At 69.1% G+C, this 17,302-nt stretch carries 17 protein-coding genes; 4 read left to right on the top strand and 13 right to left on the bottom strand.

Annotated features, from left to right (window positions below; translation table 11 throughout):
- Positions 1–2 precede the first annotated feature (2 nt).
- The gene (locus SOM10_RS15805) at positions 3–1,007 is read right to left on the bottom strand and encodes an ABC transporter permease (RefSeq protein ID WP_053098898.1); all 1,005 of its coding nucleotides are present in this window, start codon (positions 1,005–1,007) and stop codon (positions 3–5) included.
- 86 nt (positions 1,008–1,093) lie between these two features.
- Positions 1,094–2,767 (bottom strand): ABC transporter substrate-binding protein, encoded by a 1,674-nt coding sequence (locus SOM10_RS15800; protein ID WP_053098897.1) that lies wholly within the window; start codon positions 2,765–2,767, stop codon positions 1,094–1,096.
- Between the two features lie 169 nt (positions 2,768–2,936).
- Between SOM10_RS15800 and SOM10_RS15795 the strand changes: the two genes are divergently transcribed.
- Entirely contained in the window at positions 2,937–3,857 is a 921-nt protein-coding gene (locus SOM10_RS15795; protein WP_295103549.1) for a sugar kinase, read from the top strand.
- A 69-nt stretch (positions 3,858–3,926) separates the two neighbouring features.
- Here SOM10_RS15795 and SOM10_RS15790 read toward each other — a convergent pair whose 3' ends face one another.
- The 5 genes from SOM10_RS15790 to SOM10_RS15770 are packed head-to-tail and all read right to left on the bottom strand — an operon-like array spanning position 3,927 to position 9,430.
- Complete coding sequence (locus SOM10_RS15790; RefSeq protein ID WP_053098895.1) at positions 3,927–4,793, bottom strand: MurR/RpiR family transcriptional regulator; 867 nt, start codon at positions 4,791–4,793, stop codon at positions 3,927–3,929.
- A 14-nt stretch (positions 4,794–4,807) separates the two neighbouring features.
- Positions 4,808–6,319, bottom strand: a complete 1,512-nt coding sequence (locus SOM10_RS15785) for a glycoside hydrolase family 3 N-terminal domain-containing protein (RefSeq protein WP_320491011.1) — start codon at positions 6,317–6,319, stop codon at positions 4,808–4,810.
- On the bottom strand, positions 6,316–7,149 hold the full coding sequence (locus tag SOM10_RS15780; RefSeq protein WP_053098893.1) for a carbohydrate ABC transporter permease: 834 nt from the start codon (positions 7,147–7,149) through the stop codon (positions 6,316–6,318). Before SOM10_RS15780 ends, SOM10_RS15785 begins: the two co-directional genes overlap by 4 nt.
- Positions 7,146–8,123, bottom strand: a complete 978-nt coding sequence (locus tag SOM10_RS15775) for a carbohydrate ABC transporter permease (RefSeq protein WP_053098892.1) — start codon at positions 8,121–8,123, stop codon at positions 7,146–7,148. The genes SOM10_RS15780 and SOM10_RS15775 overlap by 4 nt, the downstream gene beginning before the upstream one ends.
- A 14-nt stretch (positions 8,124–8,137) precedes the next feature.
- On the bottom strand, positions 8,138–9,430 hold the full coding sequence (locus tag SOM10_RS15770) for a sugar ABC transporter substrate-binding protein (RefSeq protein ID WP_053098891.1): 1,293 nt from the start codon (positions 9,428–9,430) through the stop codon (positions 8,138–8,140).
- 222 nt (positions 9,431–9,652) lie between these two features.
- On the opposite strand from SOM10_RS15770, the gene SOM10_RS15765 reads away from it, so the two are divergent.
- The 3 genes from SOM10_RS15765 (at position 9,653) to SOM10_RS15755 (ending at position 11,696) form a co-directional block, all read left to right on the top strand.
- On the top strand, positions 9,653–10,513 hold the full coding sequence (locus SOM10_RS15765; RefSeq protein WP_053098890.1) for a spermidine synthase: 861 nt from the start codon (positions 9,653–9,655) through the stop codon (positions 10,511–10,513).
- A gap of 100 nt (positions 10,514–10,613) precedes the next feature.
- A complete protein-coding gene (locus SOM10_RS15760) occupies positions 10,614–11,141 on the top strand; it encodes a hypothetical protein (RefSeq protein WP_056277172.1) in 528 nt (175 codons plus the stop codon).
- A gap of 66 nt (positions 11,142–11,207) precedes the next feature.
- Positions 11,208–11,696, top strand: a complete 489-nt coding sequence (locus tag SOM10_RS15755; RefSeq protein WP_053098888.1) for a SprT-like domain-containing protein — start codon at positions 11,208–11,210, stop codon at positions 11,694–11,696.
- 51 nt (positions 11,697–11,747) lie between these two features.
- Here the strand turns inward: SOM10_RS15755 and SOM10_RS15750 are convergent, their stop codons facing one another.
- The 6 genes from SOM10_RS15750 to SOM10_RS15725 form a co-directional block, all read right to left on the bottom strand.
- Positions 11,748–12,266 carry a DUF3054 domain-containing protein gene (locus tag SOM10_RS15750; protein WP_320491008.1) on the bottom strand — a complete coding sequence of 173 codons (519 nt, stop codon included), beginning with the start codon at positions 12,264–12,266 and terminating at the stop codon, positions 11,748–11,750.
- 137 nt (positions 12,267–12,403) lie between these two features.
- A complete protein-coding gene (locus SOM10_RS15745) occupies positions 12,404–13,060 on the bottom strand; it encodes a 2-phosphosulfolactate phosphatase (protein WP_056277169.1) in 657 nt (218 codons plus the stop codon).
- An 80-nt stretch (positions 13,061–13,140) separates the two neighbouring features.
- Positions 13,141–14,613 (bottom strand): ABC transporter permease, encoded by a 1,473-nt coding sequence (locus tag SOM10_RS15740; RefSeq protein ID WP_053098886.1) that lies wholly within the window; start codon positions 14,611–14,613, stop codon positions 13,141–13,143.
- Positions 14,610–15,371: an ABC transporter ATP-binding protein gene (locus SOM10_RS15735; RefSeq protein ID WP_053098885.1), complete on the bottom strand. Its 762-nt coding sequence runs from the start codon at positions 15,369–15,371 to the stop codon at positions 14,610–14,612. The genes SOM10_RS15740 and SOM10_RS15735 overlap by 4 nt, the downstream gene beginning before the upstream one ends.
- Positions 15,372–15,465: 94 nt before the next feature.
- A complete protein-coding gene (locus tag SOM10_RS15730; protein WP_053098884.1) occupies positions 15,466–16,101 on the bottom strand; it encodes a response regulator in 636 nt (211 codons plus the stop codon).
- Entirely contained in the window at positions 16,098–17,273 is a 1,176-nt protein-coding gene (locus SOM10_RS15725; protein WP_320491006.1) for a histidine kinase, read from the bottom strand. The genes SOM10_RS15730 and SOM10_RS15725 overlap by 4 nt, the downstream gene beginning before the upstream one ends.
- Positions 17,274–17,302 lie beyond the last annotated feature (29 nt).

Below are 17,302 nucleotides of genomic sequence, written 5' to 3'. Positions count from 1 at the left end.
CATCACTGCACCCGCACTCTCGGATCGATGAAGCTGTACGACACGTCGACGGCCAGGTTGATCAGCGCGTAGGCGATCGCGATGAAGATGATGAACCCCTGCAGCACGGGGAAGTCCCGTGTGAAGATCGCCCTCGCGAGGAAGGACCCGATGCCGGGGAACGCGAAGACGGTCTCGGTGAGCACTGCCCCCGAGATCAGGAGCCCGGTCTGCAGACCGATCGTCGTGATCACCGGCAGCATCGCGTTGCGGAGGATGAAGCGACTGCGCAGCGTCGACGAGCCGACGCCCTTCGCCCGCCCCGTCCGCACGTAGTCCGCGTTCTGCACTTCGAGCACGCTCGCCCTGGTGATGCGGACGATGATCGCGAGCGGGATGGTGCCGAGCGCGAGTGCCGGGAGCACCAGGTGCATGAGGGCATCCCACGAGGCATCGAACTCGCCGGTGATGATGCCGTCCCACACATAGAACCCCGTCGGATGGGTGGCGTCTATTCGTGGGTTCTGCCTGCCGTCCGACGGCAGCCAGCCGAGCTGCACGGCGAACACGTACTTGAGGATGAAAGCGAGGAAGAACACCGGGATGGTGATGCCGATGAGACTCAGCACGACCGACGCGTGGTCGGTGAACTTGCCGTGGCGGCGAGCGGCCCAGTATCCGAGCGGGATGCCCACGCCGACCGCGAAGATGAGCGCGACGACGCTCAGCTCGATCGTGGCCGGGAATCGGCGGAAGAACTCCTCCGTGACCGGCCGGTTGGTCTGGATCGATGTGCCGAAGTCGCCCTGCAGCAGGCGGCCGACCCAGATGAAGTACTGCTCGATGATGGGCTTGTTGAAGCCGTAGAGCTCGTTGACCCTCGCGATGGCCTCGGGTGTCGCCTTCTCGCCGAGAAGCGCGACGGCCGGGCCGCCGGGGAGGGCCCTGACCCAGGCGAACAGCAGGATGCTGAGGCCGATCAGGGTGGGGATGAGGAAAAGCAGTCGTCTGCCGATGGTGCGCAGCAAGAGGTCTCCGTTGATCAGAAGGTACGCCGGGCCCGGGTCCCCGCAGCGAGCGCGGGGACCCGGGTGGGCAACTCAGTCGGTCAGACCTACTCGGTGAGGACGATGTCCGTGAAGACCTCGTCGTTCACCGGGCTGGCGGGATAGCTCTCGACACGCGGGTCGAACGCCAGTGTGGGCGCCGGGTGCGCGAGCGGGACACCGGGGATGAACTGCGCGACCATCTCGTTGATCTCCTCGTAGAGGGCCGTCTGGTCCTCGAGGTTGGAGACGCCGCGAGCCTCGTTGAGCTTCTGGAACAGCTCCGGGTTGTCGAAGCCCCACTCGGAGCTCTGCTGCCCGAAGAAGACGCCGACGAAGTTGTCCGTGTCGTTGTAGTCACCGGTCCAGCCGAGCAGGTGGATGCCGTGGTCCGACGTGCCGGTGGTGCGGTCGAGGTACTCGACCCACTCCTCCGAGACCGGGGTGGTCTCGACGCCGACCTCGGCGAGCTGCGACGAGAGGACCGTGAAGATCTGCTCGGGGTCCGGCATGTAGGGACGCGAGACGTTGACCGGGTAGTTGAAGGTCAGCTTCAGCGGGTTGGCCTCGTCGTAGCCGGCCTCTGCCAGCAGCTCCTTGGCCTTCTCGGGGTCGTAGTCGTAGGTCGTGACATCGGGGTTGTAGCCGTTGACGGTGTCGGGCACGAACTCGATCGCCTTCTCGGTGCCCTCGGGCAGGACCTGGCTGATCAGGGCATCCTTGTCGACCGCGTACGAGAGCGCCTCGCGGACCTTCGGGTCCTGCAGCTCAGGGAGCGCCTGGTTGAACGCGAGGTACAGGATCGTGAACGGAGGACGGGAGACCATGGTGAAGCCGTCGTCCTCGAGTGCCTGCGTGTCGGCCGGACCGACGAGGTCGTAGCCGTCGATGGAGCCGGACTCGAGAGCCTGACGACGCGCGGTCGGGTCGTCGATCGTGCGGAAGATGATCTCGTCGATCTGACCCGCCTCGCCCCAGTAGTCGTCGTACGCCTTGAGTGAGACCTGCTCGCCCGGCGCCCACTCGTCGAACTGGTACGGGCCGGTGCCGACCGGGTGCCCCATCGCGTACTCCGAGAGGACGGGTGCCTCGGCCGAGCCGCTGACCTCGTCAGCACCGAACTCCTGCAGGGCCGAAGGGCTCTGCATGGAGAAGGACGGCAGCGACAGCGACGCCACGAACCCTGCGAACGGCTTGTTCAGGTCGATCGTCACGGAGTAGTCGCCGTCGGGGGTGCAGGACTTGTAGACGGCGTCAGCCGGGTTCTCCGCGTAGCCCTTGAAGAGCTTGTTGTAGTAGTAGCCGAACGCCTCGGAGGCCGCGAGGCCGGTCCAGTTGAACCAGCGGTCGAAGTTCGCGCATACGGCTTCGGCGTTGAACGGCGTGCCGTCGTGGAAGGTCACGTCCTCCTTCAGCGTGAAGGTGTGGCTCATGCCGTCTTCGGACGATTCCCATGACTCGGCCAGCAGCGGTGCCGGGTCGGCCGTGCCGGGCTCGGTGCCGACGAGGCCCTCGAAGATCTGACGCGAGACGCGGAAGCTCTCGCCGTCCTGGGCGAAGGCCGGGTCGAGGCTCGCCGGGTCGGAGGACGCCGCGAACACGAAGGTTCCGTCGACATCGCCGGACGCCTCTCCGCCGTCGTCGCCGCGCTCGCTGGCGACGCATCCTGAGAGGACCATCGCGGCGACTGCCGCTCCGGTGACGGCGATGAGACCTCGCCGACGCATGACTGAGTGGTGCATTGTGTGACCTTCCTGTCGAGCGCTGCTGTGCGCGTTCCGAAGACATCGTCGACTTCGGAAACGGTGATTCCTTGAAACTACCCAGTGCGCAGACCGATGCCAAACACCTGCAGGTTTCATTCCTGTTACGGATGTCCGGGGGTGTGGCCGATCCGGTAATCTCCAGAGCGTGCCCGACACGTCTCCCCTCGCCGTCTGCGTCGGCGAGGGCCTCGTCTCCTTCGTCCCGGCCATCGCCGCGCCCCTCGAGGACGTGCGGACGTTCCACCGCTCGCTCGCCGGAGCGGAGTGGAACACGGCGATCGCACTGGCCTCGGCCGGCATCCGCACCGCCGTCGTCTCCCGCGTGGGCGACGACGGGTTCGGGCGCTTCCTCACCGCCGAGCTGCGCCGGCACGAGGTCGACGACTCCGCCGTGGAGATCGACGCCGAGGCGCCCACCGGCCTCTACGTCAAGGAGCTGTCGCCCCGTCCGGACGGCTCCGTCGACGGGACCATGCACTACTACCGCTCGGGCTCCGCGGCCGCGGCCCTGTCGCCGGCGACGCTCGACTCCGACGCGGCATCCGCGCTGCTGTCACAGGCCGCCCTCGTGCACACCTCGGGGATCACGCCTGCTCTCTCGGACACCGCCCACGCAGCGCAGAACGCCCTCTTCGATGCGCCGCGCGACGGGCGGCTGCTCAGCTTCGACGTGAACTGGCGACCTGCGCTGTGGCGCGGGCGACAGGACGAGGGGCGCGCGGTGATCGCGGACTACGTCCGCCGCGCCGACATCGCGTTCTGCACACGCCCCGACGCCGAGGCGGTCTTCGGCACCGGCGAGCCCGATCGACTGCGCGAGCTGTTCCCCGAACCGAGGTATCTGCTGGCCACGAGTCCAGACGGCGCTGTGGCCTTCGACGGCGCCGAGCGCACCGACAGCAGGTCGCTCGATGTCCCCGTCGTGGAGTCCATCGGCGCCGGAGATGCGTTCGCCGCCGGATTCCTGGCCGGCGTCCTGTCGGGACTCTCGCTCACCGGCAGCCTCGCTCGCGCGCACCGGATCGCGACCAGGGCACTGGTCAGCACCCGAGACCACATCGACTGATCAGCGGCGCTGTTCCTGCCGGTCGCCACGGGCACCGGTGACCGTCGACGGGTATCTCATCGCCTGCCTCTAGCGACGTCGACGCGGCGCCGCAGCGTCGTGCGTCAGCTGCAGCGGGATGACCACGGGTTCACCCCGGTGCTGGACGACCCGGACGAAGAGGATGTCGACCAGCGCCAGCTGCGCGATGCGGCTCGACATCGCGGCCATGCGGAACGGCGACTCCTGCGCGTAGGTGATCAGCGAGACGTCTGCGGCGAGCGCGAGCGTCGAGTCGGAGGCGCTGGTGATGGCCACCGACAAGGCGCCCGCATCTCTGGCGATCTCGACAGCCCGGACGACCTCCTGCGTCTCGCCCCCGTGGGAGAACGCGATGACGACGTCCTCCGGGGTCCGCAGCGACGCCGTCGTGAGGGCGAGGTGCGGATCGGCGGAGTGCGCGACCGAGCACCCGATGCGCGCGAGCTTCTGCTGAAGGTCCTGAGCGGTCAACGACGATGCGGCCTGCCCGAACAGATCGACGTGGCGCGCCGCCACGACGGCCCTGGCGACGCGGTCGAGCGCGTCGGCGTCCAGTCCGAGCGCCGTCTTCTCGATCGCGTCGATCTCCTGTGCCGCGAGCTTCGCGGCGATGGCGGACGGCTCGTCATCGGGATCGATCGCCGTGGTGTCGAGGCCGAAGCGCGCCTGCTGCGCCTGGGCGAGCGTGATCGTGCGGGCGACCGCGACCCGCAGCTCCCGGTATCCGCTGAAGCCGAGCGACTGCGCGAAGCGAGCCACGGTCGACAGCGATGTGTGACAGAGCTGGGCGAGGTCGTTGATGGCGAGGTCGACGACGAGCGTGGGGTCTCCGAGGATCGTCTCCGCGACCCGTGCTTCTGCAGCACTCAGTCGGGGAACGGATCGGCGCACCAGCGCGAGAACATCGGCGTCCACGGTGTCATCCTGCCTCAGTCGGCGGCACCTGCGCTGTCGGGCGACGGATCGGCGCGGCGCGACGAGCCCCCGATCAGTCGATCTCTGGCGGCCTGGGCTCCGATCCGGCTCGCGGATCCGACCTCCACGAGCGCGAGGGGCAGAGGATGCCGTGCCGCGAGTCCGACGTTGACCACGACCGCGTCGGGATCGCGCAGAGCGGCGCGCTCGACGAGCGCACGCTGCCCGTCGTCGGTGTCTGGACGATCCAGGAGGACGACCGTCAGTCCGTCTGCGGCGACAGCCGCGTCGAGAGCCCCATCCTGCTCGTCGATCGTCGTCCGTGCGACGTCGACGCGCACGCGATGACCGTCTGCCGCCAGAGTCTCAGCCACGTACGCCGACGCGCTGTCGACCGCGAGCGTCGAACGTCGGCGAGCATCGACGACGGCGAGCGCCTCGGCATCGCGCGTCACTCCTGTGATCGCGCGTCGGACGATGTCCGATCCGTCGTACTCGACGGGAGTCGCGGTCTCGGCACGGACGCTCAGGGTCTGACCCAGGCGGGAGACCCTCCCGGCCGCTTCGGCGAGTCGTTCGCGAGAGAGTGAGCCGTCGTCCACTGCCGCGAGGATCCCGTCGCGCGCGGCGAGGAAGTCTCGACGGTCCTGGTCGGGGAGCGTGGCCTCACCGCGGTTCGTCGGGTTGCCGATGCACAGCAGATCCGCTCCGGCCGCGAGGGCCCGCGCGGCGCCTTCGCCGATGCCGACGGTCTCGCGGATGGCCGCCATGTCGAGGGCATCCGTGATGATCACGCCGTCGAAGCCCCAGCCGCGGAGCAGCCCGAGCACTCGGGGATTCAGCGTCGCCGGCTCGGCGCCCCAGGCGGGAACGACGATGTGCGCGGTCATGACGGCGTCGACACCTGCGGCCACCGCCGCGCGGAACGGCTCGAGGTGCACGCGCTCGAACTCCTCGATCCCCAGCGAGATCTCGGGCAGTGCGTGGTGCGAGTCGGTGTGCGTGTCACCGTGCCCCGGGAAGTGCTTGACGCACGCCGCGACCGCCGTGCTCTGCAGTCCCTCCACCGCCGCCTGCACGTGTCGAGCGACGAGCTTCTGGTCGCTGCCGAAGGAACGGACGCCGATCACAGGATTCCGCGGATCGGTGTTCACATCCGCGACGGGACCGAGCACGACGTTGCCGCCGATCGCGGCCACTCGTCGAGCCAGCTCGGCACCCGATGCCCGCGTCGCCTCGACGTCGTCGACGATGCCCAGCTGAGCAGCCCCCGGAAGCGTGGAGCCGGCTGCGGACTCGAGGCGTGTGACGTTGCCGCCCTCCTCGTCGATCCCGATCAGCGCGTCCGGATTGGCCCGCAGGATCTCGTCGCTCAGAGAAGGAAGTCCCTCGCCGACGTTCTGACTGAAGTACACGACACCCGCGAGGCCGTCGCGCAGCTCGTCGAGAAGCCATTCGGGGGCCTCCGTGCCGAGGAACCCCGGCCAGAGCACCCCGTTGGCGAGGTGGACGAGGTCGTCGGTCATCCCTTCACCGCTCCCGCGACCATGCCGGCCGAGAGACGACGCTGCACGATCACGAAGAACACCATCACCGGGATCGTGATGATCGTCGACGCGGCCATGATGCTGCCCCAGTCGTTGGAGTGCAGGCCGAAGAACGACTTCAGTCCGATCGAGACCGTGTACTGGTCAGTCGCGCTGCCGAGGATCGTCATGGCGAAGATGAATTCGTTCCAGGCCGTGATGAAGCTGAAGATGCTGGTCGCGACGAGACCGGGCATCACCAGCGGCAGCAGGATCGAGCGGAACATCCGCCACCAGCTGGCGCCGTCGATGTACGCGGCCTCCTCGAGCTCGACGGGCACGGCGGCGACGAACCCGCGCAGCATCCAGATCCCGAACGCCAGCGAGAGCGCGACGTACACGACCATCAGGCCGAGGATGCTGTTGAGCAGGCCGAGGCTCTTGACCTGCAGGAAGAGCGGGATGACGAGGGCCTCGAGCGGAACCATCTGCACGACGAGGATCATCATCAGGATGGTCGTGCGGAACTTGAAGCGGAACCGGGCGACCGCGACAGCCGCGAGCAGACACACGAGGGCGCTGACCAGGACGGTGACGAGAGCCACGATCGCGGAGTTGCGGAGGTAGGTGCCGAAACCGCCGTCGGTGAGGACGAAGGCGAAGTTGTCGAACGTGAACTCCTGAGGCAGCAGCGACTGCCCTCCGCTGGACGCCTTGGCGTCGAGCGCACTGGAGACCATCCAGTAGACGGGGAACAGCGTGAAGATCAGGACGGCGGCGATCGCGATGCCGGTGCCGACGCGCGACATGACAGACGGGCGGGGGTTCACAGCTCGTCCTCCTTCATGAGGGAGCGGATGTACACGATCGTGATGCCGATCAGCACGAGGGTGAGCAGCACGGCAAGCGCGGCACCGAAGCCGTAGCGGTTCTGGCCGAAGGATTCGACGTACGACCAGACGCCGAGGTTCAGCACCGACCGGTTGCCGCCGCCTCCACCGGGCATCAGGTAGACCTGCGCGAAGACCTTGAAGTCCCAGATCGTCGACAGGATGATCACGACCGAGAAGACGGGCTTGAGAGTGGGGAAGATGATCTTCCAGAACCGCATCCACGCGTTCGCGCCGTCGAGCGCGGCCGCCTCGAGCATCTCCTTCGAGACGCCGAGCAGGCCCGCGAGCACCGTGATGGCGACGAACGGGAAGCCGTGGTGCACGACGTTCAGCAGCACGATCGCGTAGAACGACCACTGATTGGTGAACCAGTTCACCGGGTCGTCCATCAGGCCGAGATCCTGCAGGACGGTGTTGAAGATGCCGCGGTCGGCATCGAAGATGAACGTCCAGACGTAGGTTCCGGTGACGGCCGGCATCGCCCAGGCCACCATGATGCAGCTCGAGACGATGGTGCGCCACACCGTGCCCAGCTTCGCGAGCAGCAGCGCCACGAGCGTGCCGACCGCGACCGTGACGAACACGGCGACGGCGGCGAAGCCGACGGTGTTCGGCAGGACGACGGTCCACAGGGTCGGGTTGGTGAGCGCCTCGACGTAGTTGTCGACGCCGATCCAGTTGTTCTCGCCGGTGTTGATCTCGCGAAGACCGTAGTCCTGCAGCGAGAAGATGACGACCTGGATGAGCGGCCAGAGCATGAGCACCGCGAGGATGACCAGCCCGGGGGCGAGAAGAAGCCAGGGGCGGGCCGTGATCAGCGAGAAACCCCGCTTGGGCGGCCGGCCGCCGGCCACGGAGGCGGAGGTGGACTCCGCCTTCGTGACCGGCAGTGGCGCTTGCACCATCGACATGAAGGGATACAGCCTTACTGGTTGAGCAGGTCGGTCATCTCAGCAGCGGCGTCCTTCGTCGCCGTGGCGACGTCCTTCTGCCCGCTGAGGATCGCCTGGATCATCGAGTTGGTGGTCTTCTTCGCCTGAACGGCACCGAAGTTCGGGGTGACCGGCACGGATGCGCCGCCCTCGACCATCTGCTGCGCGAACGGAGCGACGAGCGGGTCGGTCGAGGCCAGGGCCTCCTCCATCGCGGACTGCACTCCCGGGAAGTATCCGGTCTCGTCAGCCCACTTCTCGGCGAACTCGCCCGTGGTCATCAGCTTGACGAACTCCCATGCGAGGTCGGCGTTCTCGGTCGTGTTGAAGACCGACAGGTGCGAGCCGCCGAGCACGGACGGAGCGATGCCGCCGTCCTCGCCGGGGATCACGGCGGCGCCGATCTTGCCCTCGAGCTCGGGGTTGGCCTCGATCAGAGCCTTCGGGGTCCAGGAGCCCGAGAGCATCATGGCGACGTTGCCCTGCGTGAACGAGTCACGGAGGTCCGTCTCCTTCCAGGTCGTGGCCCCGGCGGAGGAGAAGCCGTGCTCGGTCGCGAGTCCGGTGTAGAACTCGATGCCGGCCTGCGACTCCTTGCTGTCGAGTTCGCTCGTCCAGGTCTTGCCGTCGAGGGTCGCGACCTCGCCACCGGCGCCCCAGACCCAGGGGTACACCTGGAACTCCGCGTCACCCGCGACGGGGAACGGCAGCATGTCGGGCTTGGCGGCCTTGATGGCCTCGCCAGCGGTGACGATGTCGTCCCACGTCTTCGGGGCCTCGAGACCGAGCTCCTCGAACACGTCGGTGCGGTAGACGATGGAGCGGACTCCGGCGTACCAGGGCATGCCGTACAGCTCGTCTTCGTAGGTGCCGGCGACCGCGAGGCCCTCGACGAGGTCGTCACGCAGGCCGTCTTCGGCGTCGACGTACTCGTCGAGCGGCTCGAGGGCACCCGCGTCCGCGAACTCCGCGGTCCAGGTGGTTCCGGTCTCGGCGATGTCGGGCGTGGTGCCGCCGGCGATGGACGTGACGAAGCGATCGTGAGCGTCCGCCCACTGGATCTCCTCGATCTTGACCGTGGCGCCGGTCTCGTCCTCGAAGGCGCTCGAGACCTCGTCGTAGAACGCGCTCGCGTCCGGGTTCGTGCCCTTCATGATCCAGACGGTGAGCTCCTGGCCCTCTCCGTCGACGGCTCCGCCGGTGTCGGCTCCGCCGCCGGCACAGGCCGCCAGGCCCAGGGTGGCCACGGCGCCCAGCGCCACGACCGGAAGAATGCGCTTGTGCATCAGGGATCTCCTCTTTGAACGTCCTGGCGGCATCGGGTGCCTACCACGTAGGAAAAAGTATTCATCACTAACTAATTCCCTGCAAGTTATTCTCGGAAACGTCATGCGGCCGTAACATCGAGCCTCCGCGGCAGACTCGCGGCGAGTCAGCAGCCCTCAATCCTCCCATCGCGTGAGCCGACCACACGATGTCGAGGCGGAGTGAGCGCGTAGTCTCGGAGGATGGGCAGGACGCGAGCGAAGGACACCGAGCACCCGCAGGTCCGTCTCGACCACGGAGGCATCGCCCGCATCGTGCCGTCGGAGTTCACCAGCGGATTCGAGCTCATCGTCGACGACACCCCGCAGTCGCACGTCGACCTGGATGACCCCACGCACCTGCACTTCGAGTACATCGTGCGGATGGGCGCCGTGATCGACCAGCTCGCCGCCGGTCCCCTGACGGCGGTGCACCTCGGCGCGGGCGCACTGACGATCCCCCGCTACATCGAGGCGACCCGCCCCGGTTCCCGGCAGCAGGTGATCGAGCTCGAGGCACCGCTGGCCACCCTCGTGCGCGAGCACCTCCCCCTGCCGCGAGGCGCGGCCATCCGGCTCCGCATCGGAGATGCCCGCGAGGGCGTCCGCCGCCTCCCCCCGGCGATCGTCGGCACCTGCGATCTGGTGGTGTCCGACGTCTACTCCGGAGCCCAGACGCCGGCTCACCTCACCAGCATTGAGTTCTACCGCGAACTCGCCGAACTACTCGCGCCCGCCGGCGTGCTGCTCGTGAACGTCGCCGACGGGCCGGGCCTCGCCTTCGCCCGGCGACAGGTCGCGACGATCGCGGAGGTGCTGCCCGAGATCGGCGTCCTCGCCGACACCCAGGTGCTGAAGGGGCGCAGGTTCGGCAACCTCGTGATCGCCGCATCGGCGGCTCCCCTGCCGACCGAATGGCTGCCCAGGATGCTCGCCGCGGGGCCACATCCCGCCAAGATCGCGCAGGGTGCCGAGGTGACCGCCTTCGTGCAGGGTGCGCGCGTGGTGACCGATGCGGATGCCGTCGCCTCCCCTCGTCCGGACGCCTCACTGTTCCTCCGCTGAGGCCTCGATCGAGATCGGATGCGGGGCCGTGGGGCGTGCCGCCCCGACGACTGCGCCGACGCGAGGCACACTTGACGGGGGACGCTGCGGAAGGAGAGCAATGAGTTTCATCCAGGGATACGACCCGGAGAGCCTTCGCGAGCTGGTCGACCTCGGTGAATGCGCCGCACGGCTGGAGGAGATCGAGAGCCAGCGGAGCCTTCCGGCACTGCTGGAGCGGGTCTGGCTGCTGAAGGTCCTCGACCGTCTGGACGAAGCGCTCCCCCTCGCCGATGAGGCCGTGCGCCAGTCGCGCATGGCGGGCACGCGCAAGGACGTCCTGCGCTCGAGGGTGCTGCACGCCACGATCCTGCAGCACCGCGGAGCCCACGCCGCCGCCGAGCAGGAGCTCGCGACGTGCGCCGCCGAAGCCGAGGGACAGCGCTGGCTGTCGATCGCCGCGTTCGCGCACCACCATCACGGCAGGAACGCCTACGAGGCCGGCGACTACGAGACCGCTCGCGAGAGCTTCAAGCAGTCCCTCTTCCTGCGCCGCGAGGCCGGGGCCGAGGACCGAGAGCTCGAGACGGTGCTGCTCGCCATCGAAGCCGCCGAGCGGCGCCGCACGACGCAGCTCGTCGCGGGCTGACGGCAGCACACGCCCGCCGGTGCCCCGCTGAGGGGCGATGTCGGCGGTATGGCTTAGCCTGATCGCATGGCGGAACTTGACCGGGTGCGCGTCTGGGGCGAGGCACTGATCACGCTGCACCTCGACGACAGCTGGTCATTCGGCTTCGACCACGCGAAGCGTCGGGCGGGGCAGTGCGACTACACGAAGAAGCGCATCACCGTGTCGCGGTATCTGGCTGCGCGGTTCGAGGACGACGAGATCCATCAGGTGCTGCTGCACGAGGTGGCGCATGCCCTCGCGGGTCATGAAGCGGCCCACGGCCCGACCTGGAAGCGCGTGGCCCGAGACCTGGGCTACGTCGGCGGAACCACCCACCATGGCGAGACGGCGGTCGAACTCGCGCCGTGGGTCGGCCAGTGCCCCGCTGGTCACGTGACCTACCGCCACCGGCGTCCCTCACGCGCCACATCGTGCGCGCGGTGCTCCCGCTCGTACGACGCGCGCTACCTGTTCGACTGGACTCGGCGCGAGATCACGGCCGACACAAGGCTCGCGGCGCAGATGTCGCGCTGATCCGCGCACGACGTCGACCCGCCCCGAGCGCCGCGAACCCGCAGAGTGCGGTCAGCGCGCGTGAGGACCTGATTCCGGATCGGCCTCGGGCGAGGGTTCCTCCTGCGCTCGATCCGAGGCTGCCGCGTCGGCGGGTGCGTCCCGGTCGACGGGAGTGTCGTCATCCTCCCGCTCCTCAGGCCGCCCGCGCGCCGCACCGACGTCGCTCGCACGCCCCGCACGCCGACGCAGGAGCGCTGCCACGGCTCGCCACCCGACGAGGAAGACGCCGAGCACGAGGGTCGTGACGATGATGAACGCGATCTGCGCGGTGTCCCCCGCCACGACCCGCAGCAGCAGCCCGCCGACCACGGTGACGAGCCAGACGACGGCACCCCAGGCCAGCGACCACGGTCGACGCGGTCTCGCCGGCAGAAGCGCGGCCACGATGTGACCCAGCAGAAGGGCGACGATGAACGGCCAGGCGGTGAGCAGGAACCCGCCGGGATCTTCTCCGTGCGAGGCACGGCCGATCACGGCGAAGACGAGCACCAGGACGGCATCGACGATGAAAGCGGGGACGAACCTCATGCCATGACCCTACGTCGCGGAACACGAAACCCGTGCCGGATGCACGGCCTGTTGCCGAGCGCGTGCAGGGACGAGATCCACAGGCGCCTCACCCCCGAGCGGGGATGGCCTGCGCGCCGGGGACGACCGCAGACCGCTCAGTCGAAGGCGACGAAGAGCCCGTCACGCAGCACGGGGACGACATCCAGGGCGTCGAGCTCGGCGGCGTCCGACACCGTCGTCGGCGCGGCACCGGACGCCCGCATCCGCTCGGTCGCGGCGACCCCGTCCGCGAGCTCACGCGCCGAACCGCTCGCGCTGACCATGTGGCGCAGCGCCCTCTTCAGCGCGCGGAATCCCTCGGCGGCCACGGCCGCATCGGGCGCCGTGTGGTCTATGCCGAGTTCGGTGAGCGCGGCGACGATCGCGCCGGCTCCGAGGTGGTCCTCGACCGCGAAGCGCACGGCGCCCGCGGCGTCGGCTTCGCCCGCGGCGATCACGCTCACGGAAGTGCGTGACTGGTTGCGCTCCTGCAGCGTCGCGATCGCTCGTGCCACTGCCGCCGCGTTGCGGAGACTTCCGATCAGCACGACCGCGTCGCCGGCGCGGGCGGCGACCGCGGCGCCGTTGCGGGACCATTCACGCGCGTCGTCGAGCGAGACCGCGGAGCCCGACGCGACAGCGTCTGCCACCGTCGACGAGAAGCGGAGCACGTCGACCACCACGACGACATCGGCGGTCGCGAGGCGATCGAGCCCGTCGACGCCCCACTCGAGACGCACCTGATACGTGGACTGGTCGAACGGAGACGGCATCCGTCCAGCCTAGAACGACCGCCCGGGTGCCGATGCCCCGATGACGGATTCGGTCATCGGGGCATCCCCAGGCGTCGTCGTCAGTCGGCGGCCAGTGCGTCGACGGGCGCCACGCGGGTGGCGAGGCGGGTCGGCGTCGCGGCAGCCACCAGGGTCAGCACAGCGGTCGCCGCGACGATGATGACCACGGGCAGCCAGGGCACGTGCGGTGCGACGAGCCCGGCGGCCTCGAAGTCGGGCAGGGTCGGCACGGAGCCGAGCAGCGACTGCGCCGCGATCCATCCGTAGGCGATGCCCAGGATCAACCCGGTCAGCGTCGCGGCCACCGTGATGTGCGCCGCCTCGAGCAGCACCATGCGGCGCACCTGCCCATTGGACAGGCCGATGGACCGGAGGAGTCCGAGCTCGCGACGACGCTGCACGACGCCGATCGTCAGAAGATTGACGAGACCGACCGCGGCGATCACCGCCGACACCGCCACGAGCACCATCATCACCGATGCGAAGGCGTCGAACGGGGTGAAGAACTCTGCAGGCGTCTCGCCCTCGACCTGACCGATCAGCATCTGCTTGACCGATTCGAGCGCGACCGCGAACATCGTGACCAGTGTGACCCCCATCACGACGCCGATCGCCATGCGCGACGAGCGCTCGGGATAGCGGAGGGCGTTCTCGGCCGCGAGCCGTGCCGTGGCACTCGATCCGAACATCCGCCCGACCAGACGCAGCACGGGAGGCATGAACAGCACCGATCCGAGCGCGAGTCCGGTGAAGGAGAGCAGTCCGCCGACGAAGGCGACGACCACCCCGAGCGGGTGCACGAGGCCGACGACGACCCCTGCCGCCAGCAGCACGGTGCCGGAAGCCAGCAGGATCCATGCGCCGATGTGCCGCCCGGGGCGGGACAGCTCTTCGCGAGTGCGCTCGACCGACCCGCCGATCGCCTGCAGCGGCGTGACCGCGAGGACGCGTCTGGAGCCCACCCATGCCGCCGCCCAGGTCGTGAGCGCGACGCCGACGACCGGCAAGGCGATGAAGGGCTGGGCGAGAGAGAACCCCTGCGGCACGTTCTCGATCAGTCCGGAACCGATCTGCACGCCGACCGCGGCGATCACGAGGCCGGCGAGAAGCCCCAGTGCCGCGCCGATGACCCCCACCGCGAAGCCCTGCCGGCCGACCACGGCCCGCTGGGACCTCGCGGTCGCGCCGATGAGGCGCATCAGGGCGATCTGACGCGTGCGCCCGGCGATGATCGTCGAGAACGTGTTCGCGGTGACGATCGCGGCGACGTACATCGCGACGCCCGTGAGCAGCACCGAGAGCAGTCCCACGATGAACGCGAGCGTCTCGCTGTCGCCGATGAAGGGGTCGGCCTGCAGCACGGCTCCGAGGTAGGCCGTGGTCTCGACCAGCACCACTCCGAAAGCGGCCGAGAGCGCTGCGACCAGGATGCTGGCGCCCATGCCCCGGTCGCGCAGCCAGGCGAGGCGCGGACCGGTCGCGGACGTCTGCGGTACGACGGCGAGAGTCGGAGACTCGATGACGGCGCTCATGCCGCGACCTCGGCGGCGAGCATGTAGGCCGAGATCTCCTCGGCGGTCTGGCGCGGGTGGTCGGCGACGATCCGGCCGTCTCCGAGGAACAGCACCCGGTCGGCATGGCTCGCCGCGATCGCGTCGTGGGTGACCATGGCGATGGACTGTCCGTGCTCGCGGCTCGCGGTGGCCAGCAGCTGCAGCACCTCGCGCCCCGTGCGGGAATCGAGATTGCCCGTGGGCTCGTCGGCGAACACGAGATCGGGCGCCGTGGCGAGCGCACGGGCGATGGCGACGCGCTGCTGCTGGCCCCCCGAGAGCTGATGCGGTCGGTGCTGCAGACGGGATCCGAGCCCGAGCGTCTGGATCAGTCCATCGATGCGCGCCTTCTCGATCGCGCTGGGTCGCCGCCCGTCGAGTTCGAACGGCAGCATGATGTTGCCGAGGGCGGTGAGCGTCGGCACGAGGTTGAACGCCTGGAAGATGAAGCCGACCCGGCGGCGGCGCAGGATCGTGAGATCGAGGTCTCCGAGCTCCGTGATCTCGGTGTCGCCGATCCAGCTCCTCCCCTGCGTCGGGGTGTCGAGGCCGGCCATGATGTGCATGAGCGTGGACTTGCCCGAACCGGACGGTCCCATGATGGCGGTGAACTGTCCGCGGCGGATGCCGACGCTGACGTCGTCCAGCGCGTGGACGGTGCCCTCGCCGGCGCCGTAGGTCTTCTTGAGGTGCTGGACGCGGGCTGCGAGCCCGAGGTCGGTGGTCGTGATCTCCATGCCTTCGACGCTACGGACGCCGGCTGCTCCGCCGCGTCGGCCTGACGGCGCATCCGCCTACATCGCAAGGATGATCCCGCGGACAGGAATCGGGTCAGGCGAGTCCGTGCTCGAACGCGAAGACCACCAGCTGCACCCGGTCGCGGAGGGTGAGCTTCGTCAGGATGCGGCTGATGTGGGTCTTGACGGTCGCCTCGCTGAGATATTCGCGAGCGGCGATCTCGGAGTTCGAGAGCCCCCGGGCGGCGAGCGCGAAGATCTCGCGCTCACGCTCGGTCAGCGCGGAGAACTGCACGGGCACCGGCTTCGGCTCCTCGGCGAAGTGCTCGAACAGCTCGCGGGTCGCCGACGCGGCGATGACGCTCGAGCCCGCGTGGACGGTGCGGATCGCGGCGAGGAGGAACTCGGGGTCGGCGTCCTTGAGGAGGAATCCGCTTGCCCCCTGACGGATCGCGCGAGCGGCGGCCTCGTCGAGGTCGAAGGTCGTCAGCATGACGATGCGCGGCGGGTCGGGCTGAGCGAGGATCTCGGCGGTCGCAGCGAGCCCGTCCATGACCGGCATCCTGATGTCCATCAGCACCACGTCCGGTCGAGTCGCGTGCACGAGAGCGACGGCTTCGCGGCCATCGCCCGCTTCTCCGACGACGTCGAGATCGGGCTGCGAGGCGAGCAGCATGCGGACTCCGGCGCGGAACAGCGCCTGATCATCGACGAGGACGACCCTGATCATGCGACTTCTCCGATCGGGAGCGAGGCGCGGACGACGAACTGCGCTCCCTGGCGCTCCGCCTGAAGGCTACCGCCGACGAGCTGCGCCCGTTCACGCATGCCGATCACCCCGTGACCGCCGCCGATCTGCGGCTGATCCCGTCCCACGGTGTTGCGCACCTGGATGTCGACACGGTCGGGAAGCCACGCGAGGTGCACGTCGACCGCGCCGTCGCCGTGACGGATGGCGTTCGTGAGCGCCTCCTGGAGGATCCGGTACACCGCGAGCTGGATCGCTCCCGGCGGCTCCCCCGGCGGCATCGGATCGACGGTGATCCGGGGCTGGACTCCCGCCTGACGCACCTGCGCGAACAGCGACTCGAGGTCTGCGAGCGTCGGCTGGGGACCGTCCCCCTGTCGGTGGCGCAGCTGCGTGAGCAGCAGACGCACGTCGCTCAACGCGCTGCGAGCGGTCTGGGCGATGGTCCCGAGGGCCTTGGTGGCCATCTCGGGCTTCGCGGCGGCCGCATACCTGGCGCCGTCGGCCTGCGCGATCACCACGGCCAGCGAGTGCGCGACGATGTCGTGCATGTCGCGGGCGATCCGCACACGCTCCTGCTCCTCCGCCGCGAGCGACTCCGCCTTCAGCTGCGCCGAACGGGTGCTCCGCGCGCGCAGCACCACCCGCCACAGCAGACCGCAGACCCACGCGAATCCGAGCGCGAGCACCGAGACGACCAGGAGCAGCGTGCCGGTCGTCAGCTGATCCCACCCGCTGGCGCCGGAGGTGACGCCCGTGACGACGACCAGGTAGACCGCCGAGACCAGAGCACCGAGCAGCGCCGAGCCGAAACCCCACCACAGCACCGCGCGGGACCCCCAGGCGGCGGTCGCGTAGAGCACCAGGAGGATCGCCACATCGATCGGCAGCGGACCGAATCCGGACAGCATCTGCACGATCGCGCCCGCCCAGGCCACGGCGAGCGCGAGTCCGGGGGCGAGCCTGCCGATCGCGACTCCGCCGAACATCAGGATGCCCGCGGTGACGATCGCCGCGACCGCCGCACCGCTGATCCCCTCGCCGACCGCCCCCGGGCCGTAGAAGACGACGGAGAACGGCGTGAGGATGACGAAGAGCAGCGCCGCCCCGACGATGTCGAGCACGAGCGCCGTACGGGAGAGCGGGCGGATCACTCCCCCACGCTACGCGGCACGGCACCCGC

The sequence above is a fragment of the Microbacterium sp. CFBP9023 genome (genome assembly GCF_034045055.1).
GTDB lineage: Bacteria > Actinomycetota > Actinomycetes > Actinomycetales > Microbacteriaceae > Microbacterium.
Note: the sequence above shows the minus strand (reverse complement) of the source record. Positions and strands in the feature narration are given on the sequence as shown.

What these genes read in the sequence shown, in the direction of transcription:
- SOM10_RS15800 (WP_053098897.1), bottom strand. Translation starts at nt 2,767, where the DNA reads ATGCACCACTCAGTCATGCGTCGGCGAGGTCTCATCGCCGTCACCGGA.
- SOM10_RS15785 (WP_320491011.1), bottom strand. Translation starts at nt 6,319, where the DNA reads ATGACCGACGACCTCGTCCACCTCGCCAACGGGGTGCTCTGGCCGGGG.
- SOM10_RS15775 (WP_053098892.1), bottom strand. Translation starts at nt 8,123, where the DNA reads ATGTCGATGGTGCAAGCGCCACTGCCGGTCACGAAGGCGGAGTCCACC.
- SOM10_RS15770 (WP_053098891.1), bottom strand. Translation starts at nt 9,430, where the DNA reads ATGCACAAGCGCATTCTTCCGGTCGTGGCGCTGGGCGCCGTGGCCACC.
- SOM10_RS15765 (WP_053098890.1), top strand. Translation starts at nt 9,653, where the DNA reads ATGGGCAGGACGCGAGCGAAGGACACCGAGCACCCGCAGGTCCGTCTC.
- SOM10_RS15760 (WP_056277172.1), top strand. Translation starts at nt 10,614, where the DNA reads ATGAGTTTCATCCAGGGATACGACCCGGAGAGCCTTCGCGAGCTGGTC.
- SOM10_RS15755 (WP_053098888.1), top strand. Translation starts at nt 11,208, where the DNA reads ATGGCGGAACTTGACCGGGTGCGCGTCTGGGGCGAGGCACTGATCACG.
- SOM10_RS15750 (WP_320491008.1), bottom strand. Translation starts at nt 12,266, where the DNA reads ATGAGGTTCGTCCCCGCTTTCATCGTCGATGCCGTCCTGGTGCTCGTC.
- SOM10_RS15745 (WP_056277169.1), bottom strand. Translation starts at nt 13,060, where the DNA reads ATGCCGTCTCCGTTCGACCAGTCCACGTATCAGGTGCGTCTCGAGTGG.
- SOM10_RS15740 (WP_053098886.1), bottom strand. Translation starts at nt 14,613, where the DNA reads ATGAGCGCCGTCATCGAGTCTCCGACTCTCGCCGTCGTACCGCAGACG.
- SOM10_RS15735 (WP_053098885.1), bottom strand. Translation starts at nt 15,371, where the DNA reads ATGGAGATCACGACCACCGACCTCGGGCTCGCAGCCCGCGTCCAGCAC.
- SOM10_RS15730 (WP_053098884.1), bottom strand. Translation starts at nt 16,101, where the DNA reads ATGATCAGGGTCGTCCTCGTCGATGATCAGGCGCTGTTCCGCGCCGGA.